Source organism: Salinispora oceanensis (assembly GCF_000383575.1).
Taxonomy (GTDB): Bacteria; Actinomycetota; Actinomycetes; order Mycobacteriales; family Micromonosporaceae; genus Micromonospora; species Micromonospora oceanensis.
Genome location: NZ_KB911579.1, coordinates 59,810 through 77,572, shown reverse-complemented (window position 1 = coordinate 77,572; position 17,763 = coordinate 59,810). Strand labels below are relative to the sequence as shown.

Below are 17,763 nucleotides of genomic sequence, written 5' to 3'. Positions count from 1 at the left end.
ACAGCAGTGCCCTCCCTTCACTCGGGCGCGAGCGCACGGCCGGATCTGACATGGGTCAACTATCTGGGGTCTCGGCTGCTGACGCTCCGACTTCCCGCCGTTCTCCGCTGAACAGGTGAAAGTCGTAACGGTGTGGGTTATGCGGGCAGTCGATGTCGCCTGCCGTTAGGTTGTGCGGGTGCACGACACGGCGAGGCGTGGGACGGCGGTCTGGTTGGCCGTGCTGGCACTGGCACAGGCCGTCGCCCTCATCGTGGTGTGGCGCGTCGCCGTGCACACCGAGCTCGGCCAGTGGCTCGACACGGTTGCCCTCACCGGTAACCGGATCGGCCAGGACCGCATCGACGGACCGGTCAACCACATCCTCAACGCCATGTCGCTGGCGGCGCTGCTGAGCGCCACCGCCGTGATCGGGTTCATCGCGTTGATCCGTGGCCGGGTCGCGCTCGCGCTCACCGCAACTCTGCTCATCGTCGGCGCCAATCTCACCACCCAGGCGCTCAAGTACAGCCTCGCCCGGCCTGACCTCGGCATCGACCCGCAACGGATCTTCGCCGGCAACAGCCTGCCCAGCGGCCACGCCACCGTCGCCGCCTCGTTCGCGGTGGCGCTGGTCCTCGTTCTGCCACCGACGGCCCGAGTCCTGGGCGCGTTGCTCGGCACCGGCTACGCCGCCGCCGTCGGAGTGGCCACCGTCTCCGCCGGATGGCACCGACCCAGCGACGCGATCGCCGCGTACCTGGTGGTCGGGGTCTGGGCGGCGCTCGGTGGGCTGATGCTATTGATCATGCAGCGAGAACGGGCGAAGGTCGACCCCGGCGACGCGCACCCGCTCGCCGCCGTGTTACTCGGCACGGGCGGCCTGCTCGCGGTCGTCGCCGGCGGTCTCGCCCTGGCCTGGCTCGCCGACGGCCCCCAGATCGCCCCGAACGAGTTGGCCCGCCGGCCCCTCCTCGCCGGCTACGCGGGCGGTGCCGCCGAGATCGCCGGTACGATGGCCATCGTGATGGCCCTGGTCCTGGTCAGTGCGTACCGCCTCATCCCCCGAAACGCGGGCTGAGCCATGGTGGAACCGACCATGGTGGAGGCGGCCGTCGGAAGCCCGCCGGAGCTCACGCCGGTACGGGCGGCGTTTCGGGATGAATGCGTCCAGCTCGCTGCTGAGCTACGGGATCTGACCGAGACCGACCTGGAGCGGCCCACCAACTGCCCGCCGTGGACCGTCCGCGAGCTGCTCGCCCACGTGCACACCGGGGTCGGTCGGCTCGCCGGGATGCTCGCCGCCCCCGCCCCGCCGCGGGTGCAGGTTGACGCCGCCGGCTACTTCGGCGCGGCCAAGTTCACCCCGCCGGTAGACGCCGACCGCATCGAAGGTGGCCACCGAGCGGCACGGTCCCTGGATGCCACGACGCTCGCCGCCGACCTGGACCGGGCTCTGCTGGCCACCCTCGACGCCGTCGCCGCGCAGCCCCCCGGCCGGTTGGTCCGCACCCGGCACGGTGACGCGATGACGATGGTGGAGTTCCTGCGTACCCGGGTGGTCGAGGTGGGGGTGCATGGCCTGGACCTGGCCGCGGCGCTGGACCGGCGGCCGTGGCTGACCCCGGCCGCCGCCACCGTGGTGGCCGACCTGCTCACTTGTGGACATCCAGTGCCGGCCGCCCTGGGTTGGGATCGGCAGACCCTGATCCGCAAGGCGACCGGCCGGTCGCCGTTGACCCCCGGCGAGCAGGCCACCGTTGCCGCCGTCGACTTCCGCTGGCTGAGCTTCGCGCCCTGAGCGCTGCCGGTGCAGCTCCCAGGCCTCCGCTGGTGGAGTCGCGTCCGGATCAGCCCGCAGACCGCCGTGCTGCTGGGCTCGGCGCCAGCTCGCTCAGGACGCGGGCCGGGCGCCAGCTCGCTCAGGACGCGGGCCGGGCGCGGGCAGCGCGGGGCGCGGGAATCTGCGGGGCGGCCCGGCGTAGCTCCTCCAGCACGACCGGGTCGATCCGGCCCGGCACCAGTCGCCGCTCCAGGTTCTCCAGACCGGCCCAAGCGACCAGCGCCTCCTGCGGAGCCTCCGGATCGGCGGAATGCCCGAGCGCGGTGAGCAGGCCGGCCACCTCGACCGCGAGCGGCCCGGTGAGCTCCAGCAGGGTGCCCGGGTCCGGACGGCTGAACAGTCGGGTGTGGGCGGCGAGCAGCCGGCCCAGCTCGGTGACCGGATCCGGGTGGTCGTCAACCCGCAGATCGATCAGGATGTCGCCGGTGCCGGCGTACCCGGCGCCACGCTCGACGACCAGCAGCCCGGCGCTCTGCCGCCCGCGCCGGTCCCCACCCGCCTCGTCCCCGGCGCGCAACGCGGCCACAAGGCGCTGCGGGAACGGCAGCCCCCCGCCACCGAGCCAGCCGTCGCGGACCTCGTCGATCACCTGCGGACCGGCGAGAATGTTGCCCTGCGCGGCCCAGCCATCCCCGGACTGCCCGCCCGCCCAGGGGCGGCAGGCCGGCCCGGTCCAACCGGCACCCGAGCCGGTCGCACCCACGACACCAAGCTGGCGATGGTCGCGCTCGTCGTCGGCGGCGACCAGCCCGGCGACCACGCCCGCCGCGCCAACCCCGGTCCGGAGCAGCGCCAGGCCCTGCGGCCGGTAGGCCAGGTTCACGTGCGCCTGGGTGGCGATCGCGCCCACCTCGGCCTCCGCGGCCGGCACCAGCGCCCCGGCCGCGAGGAACCTGCTGGCCACGACCACTCCGTGCAGCCGGCCGTCGGCGGAGCGGGCGACGAGGGAGAAGGTCACGAGCCGCAGCGTAGCGCGGTGACCGGGCCGGGAGGCCAGACCAGATCTTGCCCACCGCCCGCCGGCCGGACATCATCGACCGATGACGACGCGATGGGGCATGACGGTACCGTTGAGCGGAATCCCGCTGGCCGACCACGCCGCGGTCTACCGCGCACTCGACCAGGTCGGCTTCACCGACGTCTGGTCGGCCGAGGTGAACGGGGCGGACGCCTTCACCCCGCTGGCGCTGGCCGCCGCCTGGGCGCCGCGGCTGCGGCTGGGCACCGCGATAACACCGGTCTTCACCCGCGGACCGGCCCTGCTCGCGATGAGCGCCGCCGCGCTCGCCGAGACCGCCCCCGATCGGTTCGCCCTTGGCATCGGCGCCTCGTCGCCGGTGATCGTCCGGGACTGGAACGCCGGCGAGTTCAGCGAGCCGTACCGGCGTACCCGCGACGTGCTTCGCTTCCTGCGCGCCGCCCTGGCCGGAGAGACAGTAGACGGAGCGTACGACACCTTCGCCGTCCGGCGCTTCACCCTGGAACGCCCGCCGGCCGTCCCCCCGTCGCTGCTGCTCGCCGCGCTGCGCCCCGGCATGCTGCGGCTCGCCGCCGCCGAAGCCGACGGTGTGATCCTCAACTGGCTCGCCGCCACCGACCTGCCGCAGGTGCTGGGCGCGCTCGGCCAGGCTCGCCCCGGCTTCGAGGTCGTCGCGCGGATCTTCGTCTGCCCGACCACGGACGCCGGGTACGCCCGCGCGCTGGGCCGCCGGCTCATCACCAGCTACCTGACCGTCCCGGCGTACGCGGAGTTCCACCGCTGGCTGGGGCGCGCCGAGATCTTCGACCCGATGTGGACGGCCTGGGCCGCGGGAGACCGGCGGGGCGCCGGGGCGGCGGTGCCGGACGAGGTGGTGGACGCGCTCGTCCTGCACGGCAGCCCGCAGGAGTGCCGGGTCCAGGTGCAGCGGTACGCCGCGGCCGGGGTGGACGTCCCCGTACTGGCGCTGCTGCCAACGCCCGAGCTGGCAGCCGGCGACGCCGCGGCACTCCTCAACGTGCTCGCCGGGCTGGGTGGGGGTGAGCTCCGATGAACCTCACCGACCGGGTGGCGGTGATCACCGGCGGGGCCGGGGGGATCGGGTCCGCGCTGGCCCGGCGGTTCGCGGCGGAGGGAGCGGCGGCCGTGGTGGTAGCGGATCTGGACCGCACGGCCGCCCGCACGGTCGCCGACGCGGTCGGCCCCGTCGCCCGGCCCGTCCAGGTGGACGTCACCGACGAGGAGCAGGTCCACGCGCTGGTCGCCGAGACCGAGCGACGCTACGGGCGGATCGACCTGTTCTGCGCCAACGCGGGCGTGGCTACCGGCGGGGGAGTGGCCGCCCCGGACAGCGACTGGGATCGGGCCTGGCGGGTCAACGTGCTCTCCCACGTCTACACCGCCCGGACGGTGCTGCCGGCGATGCTCGCCCGCGGCGGTGGGCACCTGCTCATGACCTGTTCGGCCGCGGGTGTGCTGACCGCGGTGGGGGACGCGCCCTACGCCGCCACGAAACATGCCGCGGTCGCCTTCGCCGAATGGCTCGCCATCACCTACCGAGACCGGGGCATCCGGGTCAGTGCGCTGTGCCCGCAGGGGGTAGACACCCCGATGCTCTCCGAAGGGCTGGCCGCGGGGCACCTCGCCGCCCGGGTCGTCGCCGCCTCCGGCACGGTGCTCACCCCGGATCAGGTGGCCGACGCGGTGGTCATCGGGCTCGCCGAGGAACGGTTCCTGATCCTGCCCCACCCGGAGGTCGCCGAGTACGCCCGCCGCCGCGCGGAGGATCCCGACGGCTGGCAGGCCGGGCTCCGTAAACTTGTTCGCCGGCTGACCGGGACGACAGTCAGGTCCGGGCACTCCGCCGGCGCCGATCCGCCCGCTCCCGAACCAGCGGACCAGGGTGGACCGGCCACAGCAGACGGCGCCACCAGGGACGGGCCACCCGCAGCGCCGTGACATACGCCCGGGCGATCGCCGCGGCCCGCTCCGCCTGCTGCTCGGTGAGCGTGCCCGGAGCGAAGGCCACCCGGTTGAGCAGGTCCGCCAACTCGGTGACCCCCACCGCCGCGACCGGTGGCGGCTCTCCGTCGGCCCCGCGGGCTTTCACCAACACGTCCCGCGCCACCACGGCGACCTCGGTGGCGGCCAGATCACCGGTGGCCGGCTGCCCAGCGAGCCGCAGCGCGTCGGTCACCTCCCGCCAGGCGCCACCCACCCGCCCGCCGGGGGAGCCCCGCTCCAACCGGCCCCGGCTCAGCGCCCGGCGAAGCCACAGCAGCGTCAGCAGCAGCATCACCGCCAGAGCCAGCCCAGCCCCGACCGCAACACCCGCGACCAGCAGCACCGACGGTGAATCGCCGGCGGCGTCCGCCGGTCCCACCGGTGCGTCGGCGGCCTGCGGAGTGGCCGTCGGCCCCGTGCTCGGCGTCGGCGTCGGCGACGGCGGCTCGTCCGGTGGGGGACGCAACCCCTCCTCGACCGGCCGGGGCTCGGTGTCCGGCCGGGGCAGCGGATCGAAGGGCACCCAGCCCAGCCCGTCGAACAACACCTCCGGCCAGGCGTACGCGTCCCCGGCCCGCACCGGCCCGTCGCCCGACGGCCGGAAACCGACCACCACCCGGGTCGGTAGCCCCACCAGCCGGCCCAGCACCGCGAACGCCGCCGCGAACTGCTCCGACGTTCCCCGCTGCCCACCCGCGTCGCGGGGGCCGAACAGGAAGAACTCCAGATTCGGGTACGCGTGCCCGCTCGGGGCGTCCGGAACCAGCCGGTAGTGCTCGGCGAGGAACTGCTCCACCTCAACAGCCCGTTGGTACGGGGCGCCGGCCGACTCGCCGAGCTGCTCCGCCAGCTGGCTCAGCGACTCCGGCACCCCGTCGGCGACCCGCAGCACCCGCGCCACCTCCGCGCCGGCCGGCACATCCGCGATGGCCAGCAGGTTGGCCTCCGGCCGCTCCCGGGCGGACGTCACCGTGTAGCGCAGCCCCGGGGCCAGCCCTTCCGGGTGGATCAGGGTCCCGGTCGCCGGGTCGTATGCCACCCGCGCCCCGGCCACCTCCCGCGGGGTGGCGACGGCCGGTAACAACCGCCCGGTCAACTCGGCGACGGTGAGCTCCTGGCGGACCGTCTCGACGATGCTCCCCGGGGCCGGGTCCGTCGCCGGGAGGATCCGGCCGGCGTTGCGGTACGTCGCGCCGACCTGCCAGGTAACCCCGTCATAGTCACTGAGCACCGCCAGCCGGATCCGCGCCCCGGCACCCGCCGGGTCTGCCTCGGCGCCCGCCGGGTCTGCCCCGTCGGTGGCGAGGGTCGTCACATCCAGCAGCTCCTGCTCCGGATAGAGCGCCCAACCCGAGATGCGGATCAACGGATTCTCGTCCAGCGAGTCCACGCGGGGCGGCTCCACGTACCGGCGCGGATCGACCGGCCGGCCGCCGATCATGCCGGCCAGCGCTGGACCGAGCAGGACCGCCAGTGCCACCACGACCGCCGTACCAGCGGTGGACGCCCCGACGAGCCGGACCCGCGCCGCCGCGCGCGCCTTCGGCGGCAGCCCCGCCATCCGATCCGCACTGGCCGGCCGGACCTGTCCCGGCAACGCGAGCCCGAGCGCCGCCACCGCCACGAAGACCAGCGTCGGCCCGACCGCCGGCGCGGCGTTCGGCCCGACCAGGTAGACGGCGCCCGCGAAGAGCAGCACCGGCGGCAGGTACCCGAGCAGCACCCGACCTGCCCGCAGCGTCACCTCGCTGGCGGCCAGCCCGGCCAGCCAGGCGGCCACCACCGGCACGAGGACCGTGTCCGGCGTCGGCTCCACCGGAATCATGGCGGTCAACAGTCGGGGAATGGCGTTGCGGGCCGCCTCGCCCGCGACCTCCACGAGCGGGCCGGGCAGGTCGGCGCGATCAGCGGCGAGCCGCAGGGACCACAGCGTCCACGCCGCCAGGCCCAGGACCGACAGCGGCGCCACCAGCCACGAGGGCAGCCGCCGACAGAGCACCCCCACCAGCACCGAGCCGGTCGCGGCACCGACAACCAGCAGCGGGAGCAGACCCCCGGCGTACATCCGCCCGAGGACCACCCCAGCCAGCGCCACCAGCACGACCAGCACCACCGCCAGCGGCAGCTCCGAGGTCAGGAACGACCCGGGTGTGGACATCTGTGCAACCCCGCGGCTCCCGCCCGCGGGGAGAACGGCATCGCGGCGGGCACCGCGCTCGGACATCCTCACCACCGTCGCACCCGATCCCACTCGGCGGCGAACGCGGCCCCGTCCACAGCGTCGATCACCACCAGGCCGGTCGTTGGCGACTGTGCCGGCTCCGCCGCCCCGAAAACCCCGACAACCACCGACGGGTACGCGCCGCGGAGCGCACCGAACCGGCCGAGCGTGGCCCGCCCGCCCGGGCCGGTGAGCGCGATCAGCGTGTCGCCGAGACGATCCCCCCGGAGCCGGGTCAGCGTGGCGTCCAGGGTGTCGGCACCAAGTTCCGCCGCGGCCAACCGGTCCAGCGGGCCCGCCACCGCGGCACCCGCCGCGCCGACCTCCTGCTCCCCGCCGGTCCCCCCGGCACTCGTCGCGTCGGCCTCCTCCTCCGGAGCCACCAGCACCAGCACCACCGGCAGATCGGCCCGGTACGCGGCGGTCAGCACCGACGCCGCCGCCTCACACGCCGACTCGAACGACTCCGCCAGCCCCGCCGACCGCCGCGGATGAGCCACCGCCCGGTTGTCCAGCAACACCACCAGGCGAGGCAGGCTGGTATCCACGTTCTCCCGGACCATCAGCTCACCCACCCGCGCGCTGGTCCGCCAGTGCACCCGACGCAGCTCGTCCCCGACCACGTACTCCCGCAGCGAGTCGAAGGTGATCGAACCGTGGGGGACGGAATCCACCCGACCATCCAGGCTGCGCCCCGCGCCGGTGGGCATCACGTTCAGCGGATGGACCCGCGGATGTACCCACACCGGCACCGTCTCGCCGTACGGGCGCGACAACGACACCAACCCCAGCGGGTCCCGCCGGGTCACTCGCAGCGGCCCCACCGGGACCACACCGCGGCGGGTCGTCGGCACGTCGTACCGCGCGGTGGTGTCCTTCCCCGGCCGCAGCCGCAACACCGGCACCGGCACCGGCAGCCCGCCACAGCGGTCCTCGGCGACCAGGTTCGCCGACCGGAGCCGGCCACTGTTGTGAACGGTCACCGTCATCGTCGCCGGCTCACCGCGCCCCACCCGGTCCGGCTCGGCCCGGCGAACCACCGACAACCGGGGCCGCCACGCGGCTACCGCTAACGCGTAACCGCCCGCGGTCGCCCCCGCCGCACCCAACAAGGCCAACTCCGGGTACGCGAACCGGAAGCCTGCCGCCAGCAGCGCAGCGGCAGCGACACCCAGCCCGACGCCCCGGGCAGTAACCCCCACAGCTCAACCGCGGACCGCGGCGGCCTGCCCGGACGGCAGCGGCACCGGCACCGAGGCGACGGCTTGGCGCAGCACCTCCGTCGGGGTCACCCCCCGCACCTGCGCCTCCGGGGTCAGGAGCAGCCGATGCGCGAAGACGGGCTCCGTGAGCAGCTTCAGATCCTCCGGCATTATCCAACCCCGTCCATCGATCAGCGCGTAGGCGCAGGCCGCCCGCGTCAACGCAATCACCCCACGCGGGCTCACCCCCACCCGAACCTGCCGATGGTCCCGGGTCGCCGCGGCGATCCGCACCGCGTACGCGTACAACGGCTCGGCGATGTGCACCCGGCGTGCCATCCGCACCATCTCCTCGACCGTCGCGGTGTCGGTGACCGGGGTCAGCGCCTCCGGAGAACGCGCCGTCGCGCCCCGCAGCACCTCCACCTCCACCGCCTCATCCGGATAGCCGACCGACAACTTCACCAGGAACCGGTCCAACTGCGCCTCCGGCAGCCGGTACGTGCCGTCCATCTCCACCGGGTTCTGGGTAGCCACCACCAGGAACGGCTGCGGAACTGGATGGCGCACCCCGTCCACGGTCACCGTGCGCTCCTCCATCACCTCCAGCAGCGCCGACTGGGTCTTCGGCGACGCCCGGTTGATCTCGTCGGCGATGACGATGTTGGCGAAGACCGGCCCCGGATGAAACTCGAACTCCCGGCTGGCCTGGTTGTAGATCGTCACCCCGGACACGTCCGACGGCAACAGGTCCGGAGTGAACTGGATCCGCCGCCACTGCCCCTGCACCGTGGCGGCGACCGCCCGGGCCAGCGTCGTCTTGCCGACCCCCGGCACATCCTCCAGCAGCACATGACCCCGCGCGAAGAGGGCCGTCAGGGCCAACCGGACCACCTCTGGCTTGCCCAGAACAACCGCGTTGATGTTCTCGGCCAGCCGGGCGGCGAGGGCGGCGAAGCCCTGCACCTCCGACTGACTGAGCAACTCGGGGGAACTCACGCTGGTGCTCCTTGCCTGGCGTCGGTTCAGCAGGTTGGCAGAACGTTGATGTCGTCACCACCGTCGAGGTTCAACCAGGCCCACGGAATGTAGTTGCGCCCCTGGAAGTCGACCTGCACCCACCACGTGCTTTCTTTGTGCCCGTTGTAGACGTAGGCGTACACCTCTTCGCCCGCCTGCCGGCAGTACGCCTTCAACCGCGTGCCCGGCTTGGCCCACCCGACCTGCCGGGGGTCATCCTGCTGCGGCACCGAGAAGATCTCGTTACCGTTGCGGCCGTCAACGTCGGCGTCACAGTAGGTCGCCTGGTCCCCGGAGTCGCCGTTCTCGCAGGTCGCCGTCCCGTACAGCACCGCGGTCGACTGCGCCCGGGTCGCGCTGCCCGGGCCGGCCGCGTTCGTCGCCGTCACCGTGAACGTGTACCCCGTACTCGGCGTCAGCCCGGACAACGTGATCCGGGAACACGGACCGGAGGTGGCCGGCTTACCGCTGGTGCTTAGCGCGCAGGTCGCCTTGCCGCCACCGGCATCCACAGTGAAACTCACCGTCACCGAGGTGGCAGTCGCCGACGAACCGGTCACCGTCACCTTCGGCACGGCCACGGTCCGCGCGGTGACCGTCGCCTCCGGCCCCGGCCCGGCCTCGTTGACCGCCCGCACCTTGACCGTGACCTGCTGCCCGTCACCCAGCCCGCCGACCGTCGTCCGAGTGTCGGTCACCTCACTCTGCTGACCACCCACGTCCACCAGGTACGCCGTCACCGGCCGGCCGTTCTCCGCCGCCGGCCCCCACTGCACCGCGACCGTCCCCGGCTGCTCCGCCACCGTCGTGGCCTGCAACTCCACCGGTTCCCCCGGCGGCGCGTAGGGCACCACCGTGTTACTCACCGGCGAGGCCGTCGAACCCGCACCCTTGTCATTGACCGCGACGACCGAGAACGCGTACTGCCGGCCGAACTCCAACTCGCCCGCCGGCACCACCAGCTCCGTCCCGGTCGCCTCCCCGGCCAGGGAGTTCGTGCCGGCCGAGGTGGCCGTCACCACGTACCGGTCGATCGTGTTGCCCTGCCCGTTCGCCGCCGGCCAGCGCACCACGACCGTCCCGTCCGGGCGCGCCTCGGCGGTCGCGCTCGCCGGCGGGTCCGGCACCTCCGCCGTCGGTGTCACCGGGTTACTGGTGCGGGCCGGACCGTCCCCCTTGGCGTTGACCGCGAACACCGAGAACGCGTACGTCTCCCCGTTGGTCAGCCCCTTGATCTCCACCGCCCGCTGGTTGGCGCCGACCTCGACGCGCTGCCCACCGCCAGACACCACGTACTTGATGATCTCGGCGTTATTGGCGGCGGCAGCCCGCCAGCTCACCCGGGCCTGGGCGTCCCCGGCCGCCGCGGTGACCGCCTGCGGTGGACCCGGCCGGCTCTCCTTCGGCTTCTTCGGGGGCGGGGGCGGCGGTGGGGGAGCGGGCGGCGGGTCACCACCCAGCACGTCGTTGGCGTACTTGTCGACCTCCCGCATCCGGTGCCGGTCGTCCACCACCCGGGCGGTCGACGCGTCCGGAGCATTGATGAACAGGTGGTTCTCCCGAACCTCCAGCTCAAGCGGACCAGCCGGTGCGCCGGACATCGAATCGACCAGCCGGCCGGACTCGTCGAGCACATACACGGTGCCGGTGGCCTCGTCGGCACAGTAGAACCGACCCGCCCACGACACCGCCGGGCTGAGGTCATCCCCATCGCCGGGCACCGTGAAGTTCGTGACCACCCCGCCGCTGACCACGTGCACCTGCCGTTGTGACGGCACCGTCACCGGCACCGCCGACCCGTTGGTACGGGCGGGCAGCACCGCCGGCGCGGAGGTCACCAGCGGTGTCCGCGTCACATCCCCGTGGCGCACCATGATCAGTGAGCCCGCCGTCCGGTCGAGCACCGCCACCCCGTCGTCCAGCGCCGAGACCATTAACTCGTGCTGCGGCTCGGTGATGTCGTACGTCTCGATCAGCTCTGGGTTCAGGCCCCCCTCGGCGGCGGCCGACGGCGACGGCAGCGGCGCGGCGCTGATCGCCGAGACGGTTCCCTCACTCGGCACCGCAACCCACAGGCGACCCGCACCATCAAATGAGCCACCGGTGATGCCGGGGGGAAAGTGGACCGAGTTGCCGATCGGTGTCAGCGACCGCGGATCGAGCTGCCGGACAACGCCCTGCACCGCGTCCACCACGAACGCCGCCTCCTCGTGCAGCACGACGTTCACCCCGAGACCGGGCGTGGTGGGGGAGGTCGCGAGGATCCGCAACGTGGCGAGGTCCAGCGAGCTGACCTGGCCCGTGCTCAGATCCCGCAGAACGAGCAGCCGGTCGCTCTGGGCGACCTGCACCGGATGCTGCCGCGCACCCGGAACCTCCAGCCGGGTGTCCACCCGCGCCGTCACCCCGTTGACCCGAGCCAACTCACCGCGAACACTGCTCCACAGCCAGGAACTGGCGTCGAAGGTGGCCACCGCGTTGTCAGCGGCGCCCACCCCGAGCACAGTAAGCCCCATCGCGGCCAGCAGTGCCGTCACCGTGGCGATGGTGACCAGCCCACCACGAAACCGGCGGCGTGGAGTCCCGACATCGTTGACGGTGGCCACAACCAACTGCCTCCCCGTATCGTTTGAGCAGGTGACGGGTCCGAAATGGCGGCCCTCCCGGAAGTCGGGTGCCATCCTATTTGGCGTGCAACGCTGGGGGAACCCGTACCGTCCACCTGTGTGCACGCAGCGTACTTCCTGGCGAGTTACCGCTCGCGGTTGGTGCACACCTGCCCGGAGGTGGTGAACGTCTCCGTGGAATACACCGCCAGCACCGTGAAGCAGTAGTCCACCTCGGCACTCAGGCCATTGAGCGTGTAGCTGGTCCGCCCCGGCTCCACCCGATCCTTCGCCCCCAACTGCTGCCCCGCCTGACCGGCGGCAACCACGAATGGAACAACGCCGCCGGACGGGTCGGTCCAGGTGAGAGTCACCGAGGTCAGGTCATCCCGCAAACTCAGCTCCGTCGGCGGCGGCGCACTCGGCACCCCGCTCGGCGTTCCCGCCGCCGACGCCCGCGGCGCCTCCGGTAGCGGAGCGACCGCCGGATCGGTCCGAAGAAATACCACCACACCCGTGCCGACGATCGCCACCGCGGCCACGCCCGCCGCGGCGAGCACCGCGACCATCGCGGTCCAGTTCCGGCCGCGCCGCCGCGGCTCCGGTGCCGGAGGTGCGGCAGGCAGCAGACCGACCACCGTGTCGTCCATCATCATCCGGGGTGGGTCCGGCGTGGGTTCACCGGCCGGAACCCCAGGTGCGGGGCGGGCACCGGAGGTGCCGTACGTGGATCGCGGTCCCCAAGGCTGGTGTGGTCGGGGCCGTCGCCTGCTGCCGTGCCCGTCCGGTCTCGGTCCGACCGTCGGCCGCTGCGGTGTCGCAGGGCCGGCAGGATTGGGAGACAGACCCGGTCGAGCCGGCGCGGCCTCCGGTGGAACCGGTGGCTGCGTCCGTCGAACATCCGAGGGCGGCGCCGCGACCATCCCGGCCCCCGGACCCCCGGGGCTGTGCTGCGCGGGGTACGGAGAGCTCGGGGTACCGGAGCCATCAGCTGGGCCGGCCTCGGCGAGGTAGGCCCGCGCCGCGCGGACCGACGAATGGTCGGCGCCGAGCGCGGCCGGACCGGTGGCCAAGATCCGGTGGAAGTTGCGGCGGGCCTCGTGTCGGTTGCCGAGCTCGTCCGCGACGGTCGCCAGCTCGAAGACGAGCGCCAGCAACAGGGGATCGGTGTCCGACCGGAGACGCTCGGCCGCCGCGAGGGTCTCCTCCAACACCCGACGGGCGGCGCTCGGGTCGCCGGCCTCCCGGTGCAGCCGCGCCAGGAGGTGCGCGGCGCCGAGCACCTCGGGATGATCCGGGCCGTACGGTGGCGGATGGGCCGACTCCACCATGTCGGTGAGGAGTTGACGCGCGCCGGCCAGGTCACCGGCGTGACGCAGAGCGAGAGCCCGATGCTGCACCGCGGCCAAGGTAGAGGGCGAGGGATACGACACGTGGCCATGCTGCCGGCCCGACGTGCCCCGACGCTACTGCAACAGCCCTCCTGTCCGGTATTGCCACCCGCCGAGAGCCGATGTGCATGATCCATCCGGGCGGTGTACAGTAAATCCTCGTGCGGCCCGCCGGGTAGCCGACAGGTGAGAAGATCACTTCGGTAATCGACGGTAGGCTGGACGAGGCAAGTCCGGGTGGCGGAATGGCAGACGCGCTAGCTTGAGGTGCTAGTGCCCGTATAGGGCGTGGGGGTTCAAGTCCCCCCTCGGACACGTACAGTTACTCCACAGTAATCAGCGTCGGGCTTGGCCTCGACGCTGATTTTGTTTTGGCCGGGGTTGTAGGTGAGGGTGAGCCGTAGCTCGCGGTAGACGGTGCGTTTGTCCTCGCTGCGGGCGTCGCGCAGGGTGTTGCGGATGTTGTCGAAGCTGCCGACGAGGCGTCGGATGTCGTTCTCGGTGAGGCGGTCAGGAGACTGTTTCTGTGCGGTTGCGGTGTCGCGTTGGGCGAGGGCAGCGGCGCGCTGGGCGTTGACCTCGGCGATCCAGGTGGCGATGGTGGTGGCGTCGCCTCCGGCGTCTGCGATGGCGCGGTACTGGAGGAGTTTGGCGGCGCACGCAGCGATGATCTTGTTGGCGGCGGTGATGTTCGGGGTGGTGGTGTCGGGTTCGGTGTGGGGTTGGGCGGCGTGGAGCCGGCGGATCGTGTCGGTGAGTCGGTGTGGGGCGAACACGGTGAGGAGCCAGTTGTCGAGTGCGGGGACGATGTCTCGTTCTGCGACGTAGATGTTGCGGGGGTGCTGGATGTGGTTGGCCAGGGCGTACTCGTTGGGATAGCGGCATCGGTAGTAGGCGGTCTCGTGTGCCTGGTGGCTCTGCATCTTGCGTCCGCACAGCCCGCAGAGCATGAGTCCGCGAAGGATGTAGGGGTAGCGCGCTTTACGTGGTTGGGTACTGGTGCGGCCGCTGCCGCTGGCGTTCATGATCGTTTGGGCTAGTTCGAAGTCGTTGACGGTGACGAGTGGTGGGTGGGCGATCGTGTCGGACCATACCCACGAGTTCTTGTCGTTCCAGCGCATGCGGGCTTCGTAGCCGAGGGCGACGTCGTTGACGTCGAGGAGTACCTCGTCCTTGCGTTGTTTGTTCCATACCTGGCGGCCGGTGTAGCGGGGGTTGGACAGGATGTTTTTGACGGCGCTTTTGGCCCAGCCTTCGCCGGTGCGGTGGGGGTTGCGGGCGGGGCCGGCGGCTGATGGTGAGGCGATGCCGTCGCGGGTGAGTGCCTCGGCGATGGCGACGTAGCCGTTGTTGGCGAGGTACATGGCGAAGATTCGGCGTACGACGGGTGCGGTTGTCGGGTCGGGTTCGAGCTTGTGTAGGCGGCGGCCGTCGGCGGCTTTGCTTGGGTTGGGGTGTGGTCCGGCGTCGGCGAGGCGGTATCCGTAGGGTGGGCGTCCGCCGAGGAACCTGCCTTCGATTTTTGCCTGGGAGGTCATTGCGGTGCGGACGCGGACTTTCACCCGAGTTCGTTCGCCTTTGGACATACCGCCGAAGACGCTCATGATCAAGTCATGGGCTTCGGACTCAGGGTCGATCGCGCCGCCGACTTCCGGCACCCACAGGCCGACGCCGTAGTGCGAGAAGACGGGCATGGTCAGGCTGTACTGGTTGCCGTAGAACGCGCGTTGGGGCTCACCGATCACGACGGCGTCGAACCGCGGTTACGGTCGGCGAGAACGTCCAGAAGCTTGGCGGCCTGAGGCCGGCGCTTCCACGGCAGGGAGCGCGACAGGCCGACGTCGAAGAATTCGGCGACGATGATGCCGCTGGCCGGTTCGATGAGGCCGGTGACGCGGTTGCGCTGCCAGTTCCTAGAGGCTACAGGGTCCTGTTGGTCCTCGGTGGAAACGCGGCCGTAAAACGCGAACCGTTGATGTTCGTGGTCAGCGAGGGTGGCAGTCGCATCTTCGATGCGAGGTACGTCGGTGGTCACGAAGAGTGCCTCTCGGGTGTTGTGGGGTGCGCGTCCACGGTCACCCGGGAATGGGGTGACCGTGGACGTGTCGCTATCAGATCAACGCATACCGGCATTAAGGGATCAAGCGTCTGTGGACTCGGCGGGCCCCTGACTATTCGTCGCTGACGAGCGTTGCAGCAAGGTCAGGAGCGCGCAGGCCACGGTGTCGGCTAACACTGGTTCGATACGAAACTCGACGGTCGGTGTTGGTCTCGACGCGGAGGTCGTGATCGTCTGCTCCGGCAGGCGATCACTCATCAATATTCGCCTTTCACCTTGAAGATGATCACGTCTTCGTGCTGGACGAGCCACTGTGGGTCGCCGTGGTCGATGGCGTCGCCGACGTTTTTGATTTGGAAGAAGGAGGCGCGGGGTATGAGCCGGCCGTTGCGGACGGCGGCGATGAGGGCGATGCACTCTTTGACGAGTTCGAGTCCGGCGGTGTGTCCGGCGGCGACGATCATGCCGGGGATGTCGATGAGTTCGCCGTGGCTACGGTAGGGGCGGGCGGTGATGACGAGGTGTCCGGCCGGGTCGTAGGACGGTTCGGCAGCCGGTGAGGATGTCGGTGAAGCCGGTGGCGAGGGTGTCGTGGTCGCGGTAGGCGAGGTTGTCGCTGGTGCCGTAGCGGTGGTGAACCTTTGGACCTTCCCGTGTCGGGGGCCGGAGGTGCGGACCTGGCCGTGGGTGGAGGGCCCGTATGGCGGTGAGGTGACGACGAGGGTGACCTTGCCGTGTATCTGTGGTGGTAGTAGGGCGGGTAGCTGCCGGGAGTCGCCGGTGTAGACCCGTCCGGTACCGGGGGCGCCGCGTCGTTCGGCGAGGGTGAGGTTGACCGCCGCGAGGGTGGCCCATCGTTACAGAGCAAGAAAATGCGCTTCACCCGGACTCATTTGCACGCTACCCGGAAATTGGGAATGGAATTCCAGTCCAGCATGCCAGGGGCAGTCGTTGATCTACAGGATAGTTGTGATGTGTGATCCATCGACCGGCATCCGGATGCCAATGAATACACCGCCGCCTCCTGTCGCCCGTCCTGTTTAAGAAGAAAACGGGTCTGCCGCTGCCGTGTTCGAGCAGCGGCAGAACCCTACATAGGCTTGTCAACTCGTTGGCCGGTTGTGCGTGGCATCTTTGGGAGGACATACTGTGACGATGGCAAGTTCAGATCCGGACAAACCCAGCAGGCCAGACACCGGACCACCCACCGACCCACTGAAGTTCAGGACCGCCGACAGTCCCAGCCCGTACCTGTTTGAGTCGAAGGTCGAGATGCTTGGCCGGCTAGCCGAGGCCCGTACACCTCGTGCACGACTCGCGACCAAAGCCTTGGTCTGGATGATTTTGCTGGCGATGCTTGTGAGCCTTCTTTGGTCGATCATATCTGCACATTAGCCCGGGTTTTTACGAAGTGACGCGCCCCGGTTGGCTGCCTCGCCAGGGTTCCGGCAAGGTGACGATATGGCCGTTTCAGTCGAGTCCGAGTAGTTGGAGTGGCCGGTATGGGTTTCGGCTGTTGTGGCGTAGGGCTGCAGCGATGGTGGTGATGCCGGTTAGCCGGAGCAGGTTGATCGCCGTGTTGCGCAGAGTGTTTCTTCTTCACGGTGAAGACGTAGGCGGCCTTCTTGGTGTCGACCAGCCAGCGGGCATGCTCGCGCTGGGTGTGTAACGCGTCGGCGGTGACGACCACCGCGGTCAGGTCGAGAGAGCCCAGCAGCGGCTGGAAGCGGGTCAGCTCGTTGGTCTTGCCGTCGACGTCGACCTGGCCCAGGACCGTCCCGGTGTGCTGGTCGAGTACTGCGAGGAGATGCACCTGTTCACCGGCCGGGCCGCTGCCCCGCAAGGTTTTGCCGTCCACGCTGTACACCCGTCGCCCGGTGGTCGCCGCCGGCTGGCACGCGAGGACCCACCGACCGACCGTGTCGTCCAGGGCGTCGGCGTCGACACCGGCCAGGATTCGCCGGAACGTGGACTCGTCCGGAGCTCGATGCACCCCGGTGAACGGATCCCGGAACACGCCCAGTTCAGCGAGGACCTGCTGCGGCGCATCAGCGGCCCATTCCGCGACCGCCGCCGCGGAGCGGGCACCGGTCAGCACCGCCGCGACGGCAGTGGCCAGGACCGCGGGCAACGCATGGACGACACCGCGGGGGTCTCGCCGGTCCGGCACTGCCGCCAACGCCGTGACCAGGCTCGACCGGCGTTGGACCGGCAACGACTCATCCAGGTGGTCCGCGTGCACGGCCAACACATCAATCAGCGATGTTGATCCCAACGGGCGTGGTCCTCTTTGATCTTCCCAGACTCGACACCTGGATGATCATCGAAAGGCCGCGCCCGTCTCTATACCACCATGATCCGGAGCGTCCCCACCCAACCGGCCGCAACGGTCATATCGCTACCTTGCCGGAGCCCTGGGTGTGGGGTGGGGTGGTTGGTATACCAGGGGCATGGGCGCT

13 protein-coding genes, 1 tRNA gene and 1 pseudogene are annotated in these 17,763 nt (G+C 71.0%); 5 read left to right on the top strand and 10 right to left on the bottom strand.

Annotation, left to right across the window (positions count from 1 at the left end; genetic code table 11):
* Window positions 1-172 precede the first annotated feature (172 nt).
* Entirely contained in the window at window positions 173-1,060 is an 888-nt protein-coding gene (locus tag SALPAC4_RS0100230) for a phosphatase PAP2 family protein (RefSeq protein ID WP_019868643.1), read from the top strand.
* Between the two features lie 3 nt (window positions 1,061-1,063).
* On the top strand, window positions 1,064-1,780 hold the full coding sequence (locus SALPAC4_RS0100220; RefSeq protein ID WP_019868642.1) for a maleylpyruvate isomerase N-terminal domain-containing protein: 717 nt from the start codon (window positions 1,064-1,066) through the stop codon (window positions 1,778-1,780).
* 121 nt (window positions 1,781-1,901) lie between these two features.
* On the opposite strand, the gene SALPAC4_RS0100215 is transcribed toward SALPAC4_RS0100220, so the two are convergent.
* Window positions 1,902-2,780: a DUF1028 domain-containing protein gene (locus SALPAC4_RS0100215; protein WP_018732363.1), complete on the bottom strand. Its 879-nt coding sequence runs from the start codon at window positions 2,778-2,780 to the stop codon at window positions 1,902-1,904.
* A gap of 100 nt (window positions 2,781-2,880) precedes the next feature.
* Between SALPAC4_RS0100215 and SALPAC4_RS0100210 the strand changes: the two genes are divergently transcribed.
* Both SALPAC4_RS0100210 and SALPAC4_RS0100205 read left to right on the top strand, forming a co-directional pair.
* A complete protein-coding gene (locus SALPAC4_RS0100210) occupies window positions 2,881-3,855 on the top strand; it encodes an LLM class F420-dependent oxidoreductase (RefSeq protein ID WP_019868641.1) in 975 nt (324 codons plus the stop codon).
* The gene (locus SALPAC4_RS0100205; protein WP_019868640.1) at window positions 3,852-4,760 is read left to right on the top strand and encodes an SDR family oxidoreductase; all 909 of its coding nucleotides are present in this window, start codon (window positions 3,852-3,854) and stop codon (window positions 4,758-4,760) included. Before SALPAC4_RS0100210 ends, SALPAC4_RS0100205 begins: the two co-directional genes overlap by 4 nt.
* Here the strand turns inward: SALPAC4_RS0100205 and SALPAC4_RS0100200 are convergent.
* From SALPAC4_RS0100200 to SALPAC4_RS0100180, 5 genes are all read right to left on the bottom strand, one after another.
* Complete coding sequence (locus SALPAC4_RS0100200) at window positions 4,648-6,963, bottom strand: transglutaminaseTgpA domain-containing protein (RefSeq protein WP_019868639.1); 2,316 nt, start codon at window positions 6,961-6,963, stop codon at window positions 4,648-4,650. The genes SALPAC4_RS0100205 and SALPAC4_RS0100200 overlap by 113 nt on opposite strands.
* A 68-nt stretch (window positions 6,964-7,031) precedes the next feature.
* A complete protein-coding gene (locus tag SALPAC4_RS0100195) occupies window positions 7,032-8,228 on the bottom strand; it encodes a DUF58 domain-containing protein (protein WP_019868638.1) in 1,197 nt (398 codons plus the stop codon).
* Between the two features lie 3 nt (window positions 8,229-8,231).
* Complete coding sequence (locus SALPAC4_RS0100190) at window positions 8,232-9,227, bottom strand: AAA family ATPase (protein ID WP_019868637.1); 996 nt, start codon at window positions 9,225-9,227, stop codon at window positions 8,232-8,234.
* Window positions 9,228-9,253: 26 nt separating this feature from the next.
* Window positions 9,254-11,854, bottom strand: coding sequence for a fibronectin type III domain-containing protein (locus SALPAC4_RS0100185; protein WP_019868636.1), 2,601 nt, complete (start codon window positions 11,852-11,854; stop codon window positions 9,254-9,256).
* Between the two features lie 146 nt (window positions 11,855-12,000).
* Window positions 12,001-13,263: a fibronectin type III domain-containing protein gene (locus tag SALPAC4_RS0100180; protein ID WP_027644679.1), complete on the bottom strand. Its 1,263-nt coding sequence runs from the start codon at window positions 13,261-13,263 to the stop codon at window positions 12,001-12,003.
* Between the two features lie 213 nt (window positions 13,264-13,476).
* Here SALPAC4_RS0100180 and SALPAC4_RS0100175 point away from each other — a divergent pair.
* Window positions 13,477-13,560 (top strand) — tRNA-Leu (locus SALPAC4_RS0100175).
* Here the strand turns inward: SALPAC4_RS0100175 and SALPAC4_RS25895 are convergent.
* The 4 genes and pseudogenes from SALPAC4_RS25895 to SALPAC4_RS0100155 form a co-directional block, all read right to left on the bottom strand.
* The gene (locus SALPAC4_RS25895; RefSeq protein ID WP_223874676.1) at window positions 13,542-14,990 is read right to left on the bottom strand and encodes a recombinase family protein; all 1,449 of its coding nucleotides are present in this window, start codon (window positions 14,988-14,990) and stop codon (window positions 13,542-13,544) included. The two genes, SALPAC4_RS0100175 and SALPAC4_RS25895, sit on opposite strands and share 19 nt — an antisense overlap.
* On the bottom strand, window positions 14,987-15,280 hold the full coding sequence (locus SALPAC4_RS28170; protein ID WP_027644681.1) for a recombinase family protein: 294 nt from the start codon (window positions 15,278-15,280) through the stop codon (window positions 14,987-14,989). Before SALPAC4_RS28170 ends, SALPAC4_RS25895 begins: the two co-directional genes overlap by 4 nt.
* A gap of 281 nt (window positions 15,281-15,561) precedes the next feature.
* Window positions 15,562-16,161: pseudogene (locus SALPAC4_RS25890) on the bottom strand (site-specific DNA-methyltransferase); the annotation flags it as partial.
* Window positions 16,162-16,682: 521 nt separating this feature from the next.
* Entirely contained in the window at window positions 16,683-17,579 is an 897-nt protein-coding gene (locus SALPAC4_RS0100155; protein WP_223874675.1) for an ISAs1 family transposase, read from the bottom strand.
* Between the last annotated feature and the right edge of the window lie 184 nt (window positions 17,580-17,763).

Excerpts from the sequence above, each read along its gene's own strand:
- SALPAC4_RS0100220 (WP_019868642.1), top strand. The coding sequence starts at position 1,064 with ATGGTGGAACCGACCATGGTGGAGGCGGCCGTCGGAAGCCCGCCGGAG.
- SALPAC4_RS0100210 (WP_019868641.1), top strand. The coding sequence starts at position 2,881 with ATGACGGTACCGTTGAGCGGAATCCCGCTGGCCGACCACGCCGCGGTC.
- SALPAC4_RS0100205 (WP_019868640.1), top strand. The coding sequence starts at position 3,852 with ATGAACCTCACCGACCGGGTGGCGGTGATCACCGGCGGGGCCGGGGGG.
- SALPAC4_RS0100200 (WP_019868639.1), bottom strand. The coding sequence starts at position 6,963 with ATGTCCACACCCGGGTCGTTCCTGACCTCGGAGCTGCCGCTGGCGGTG.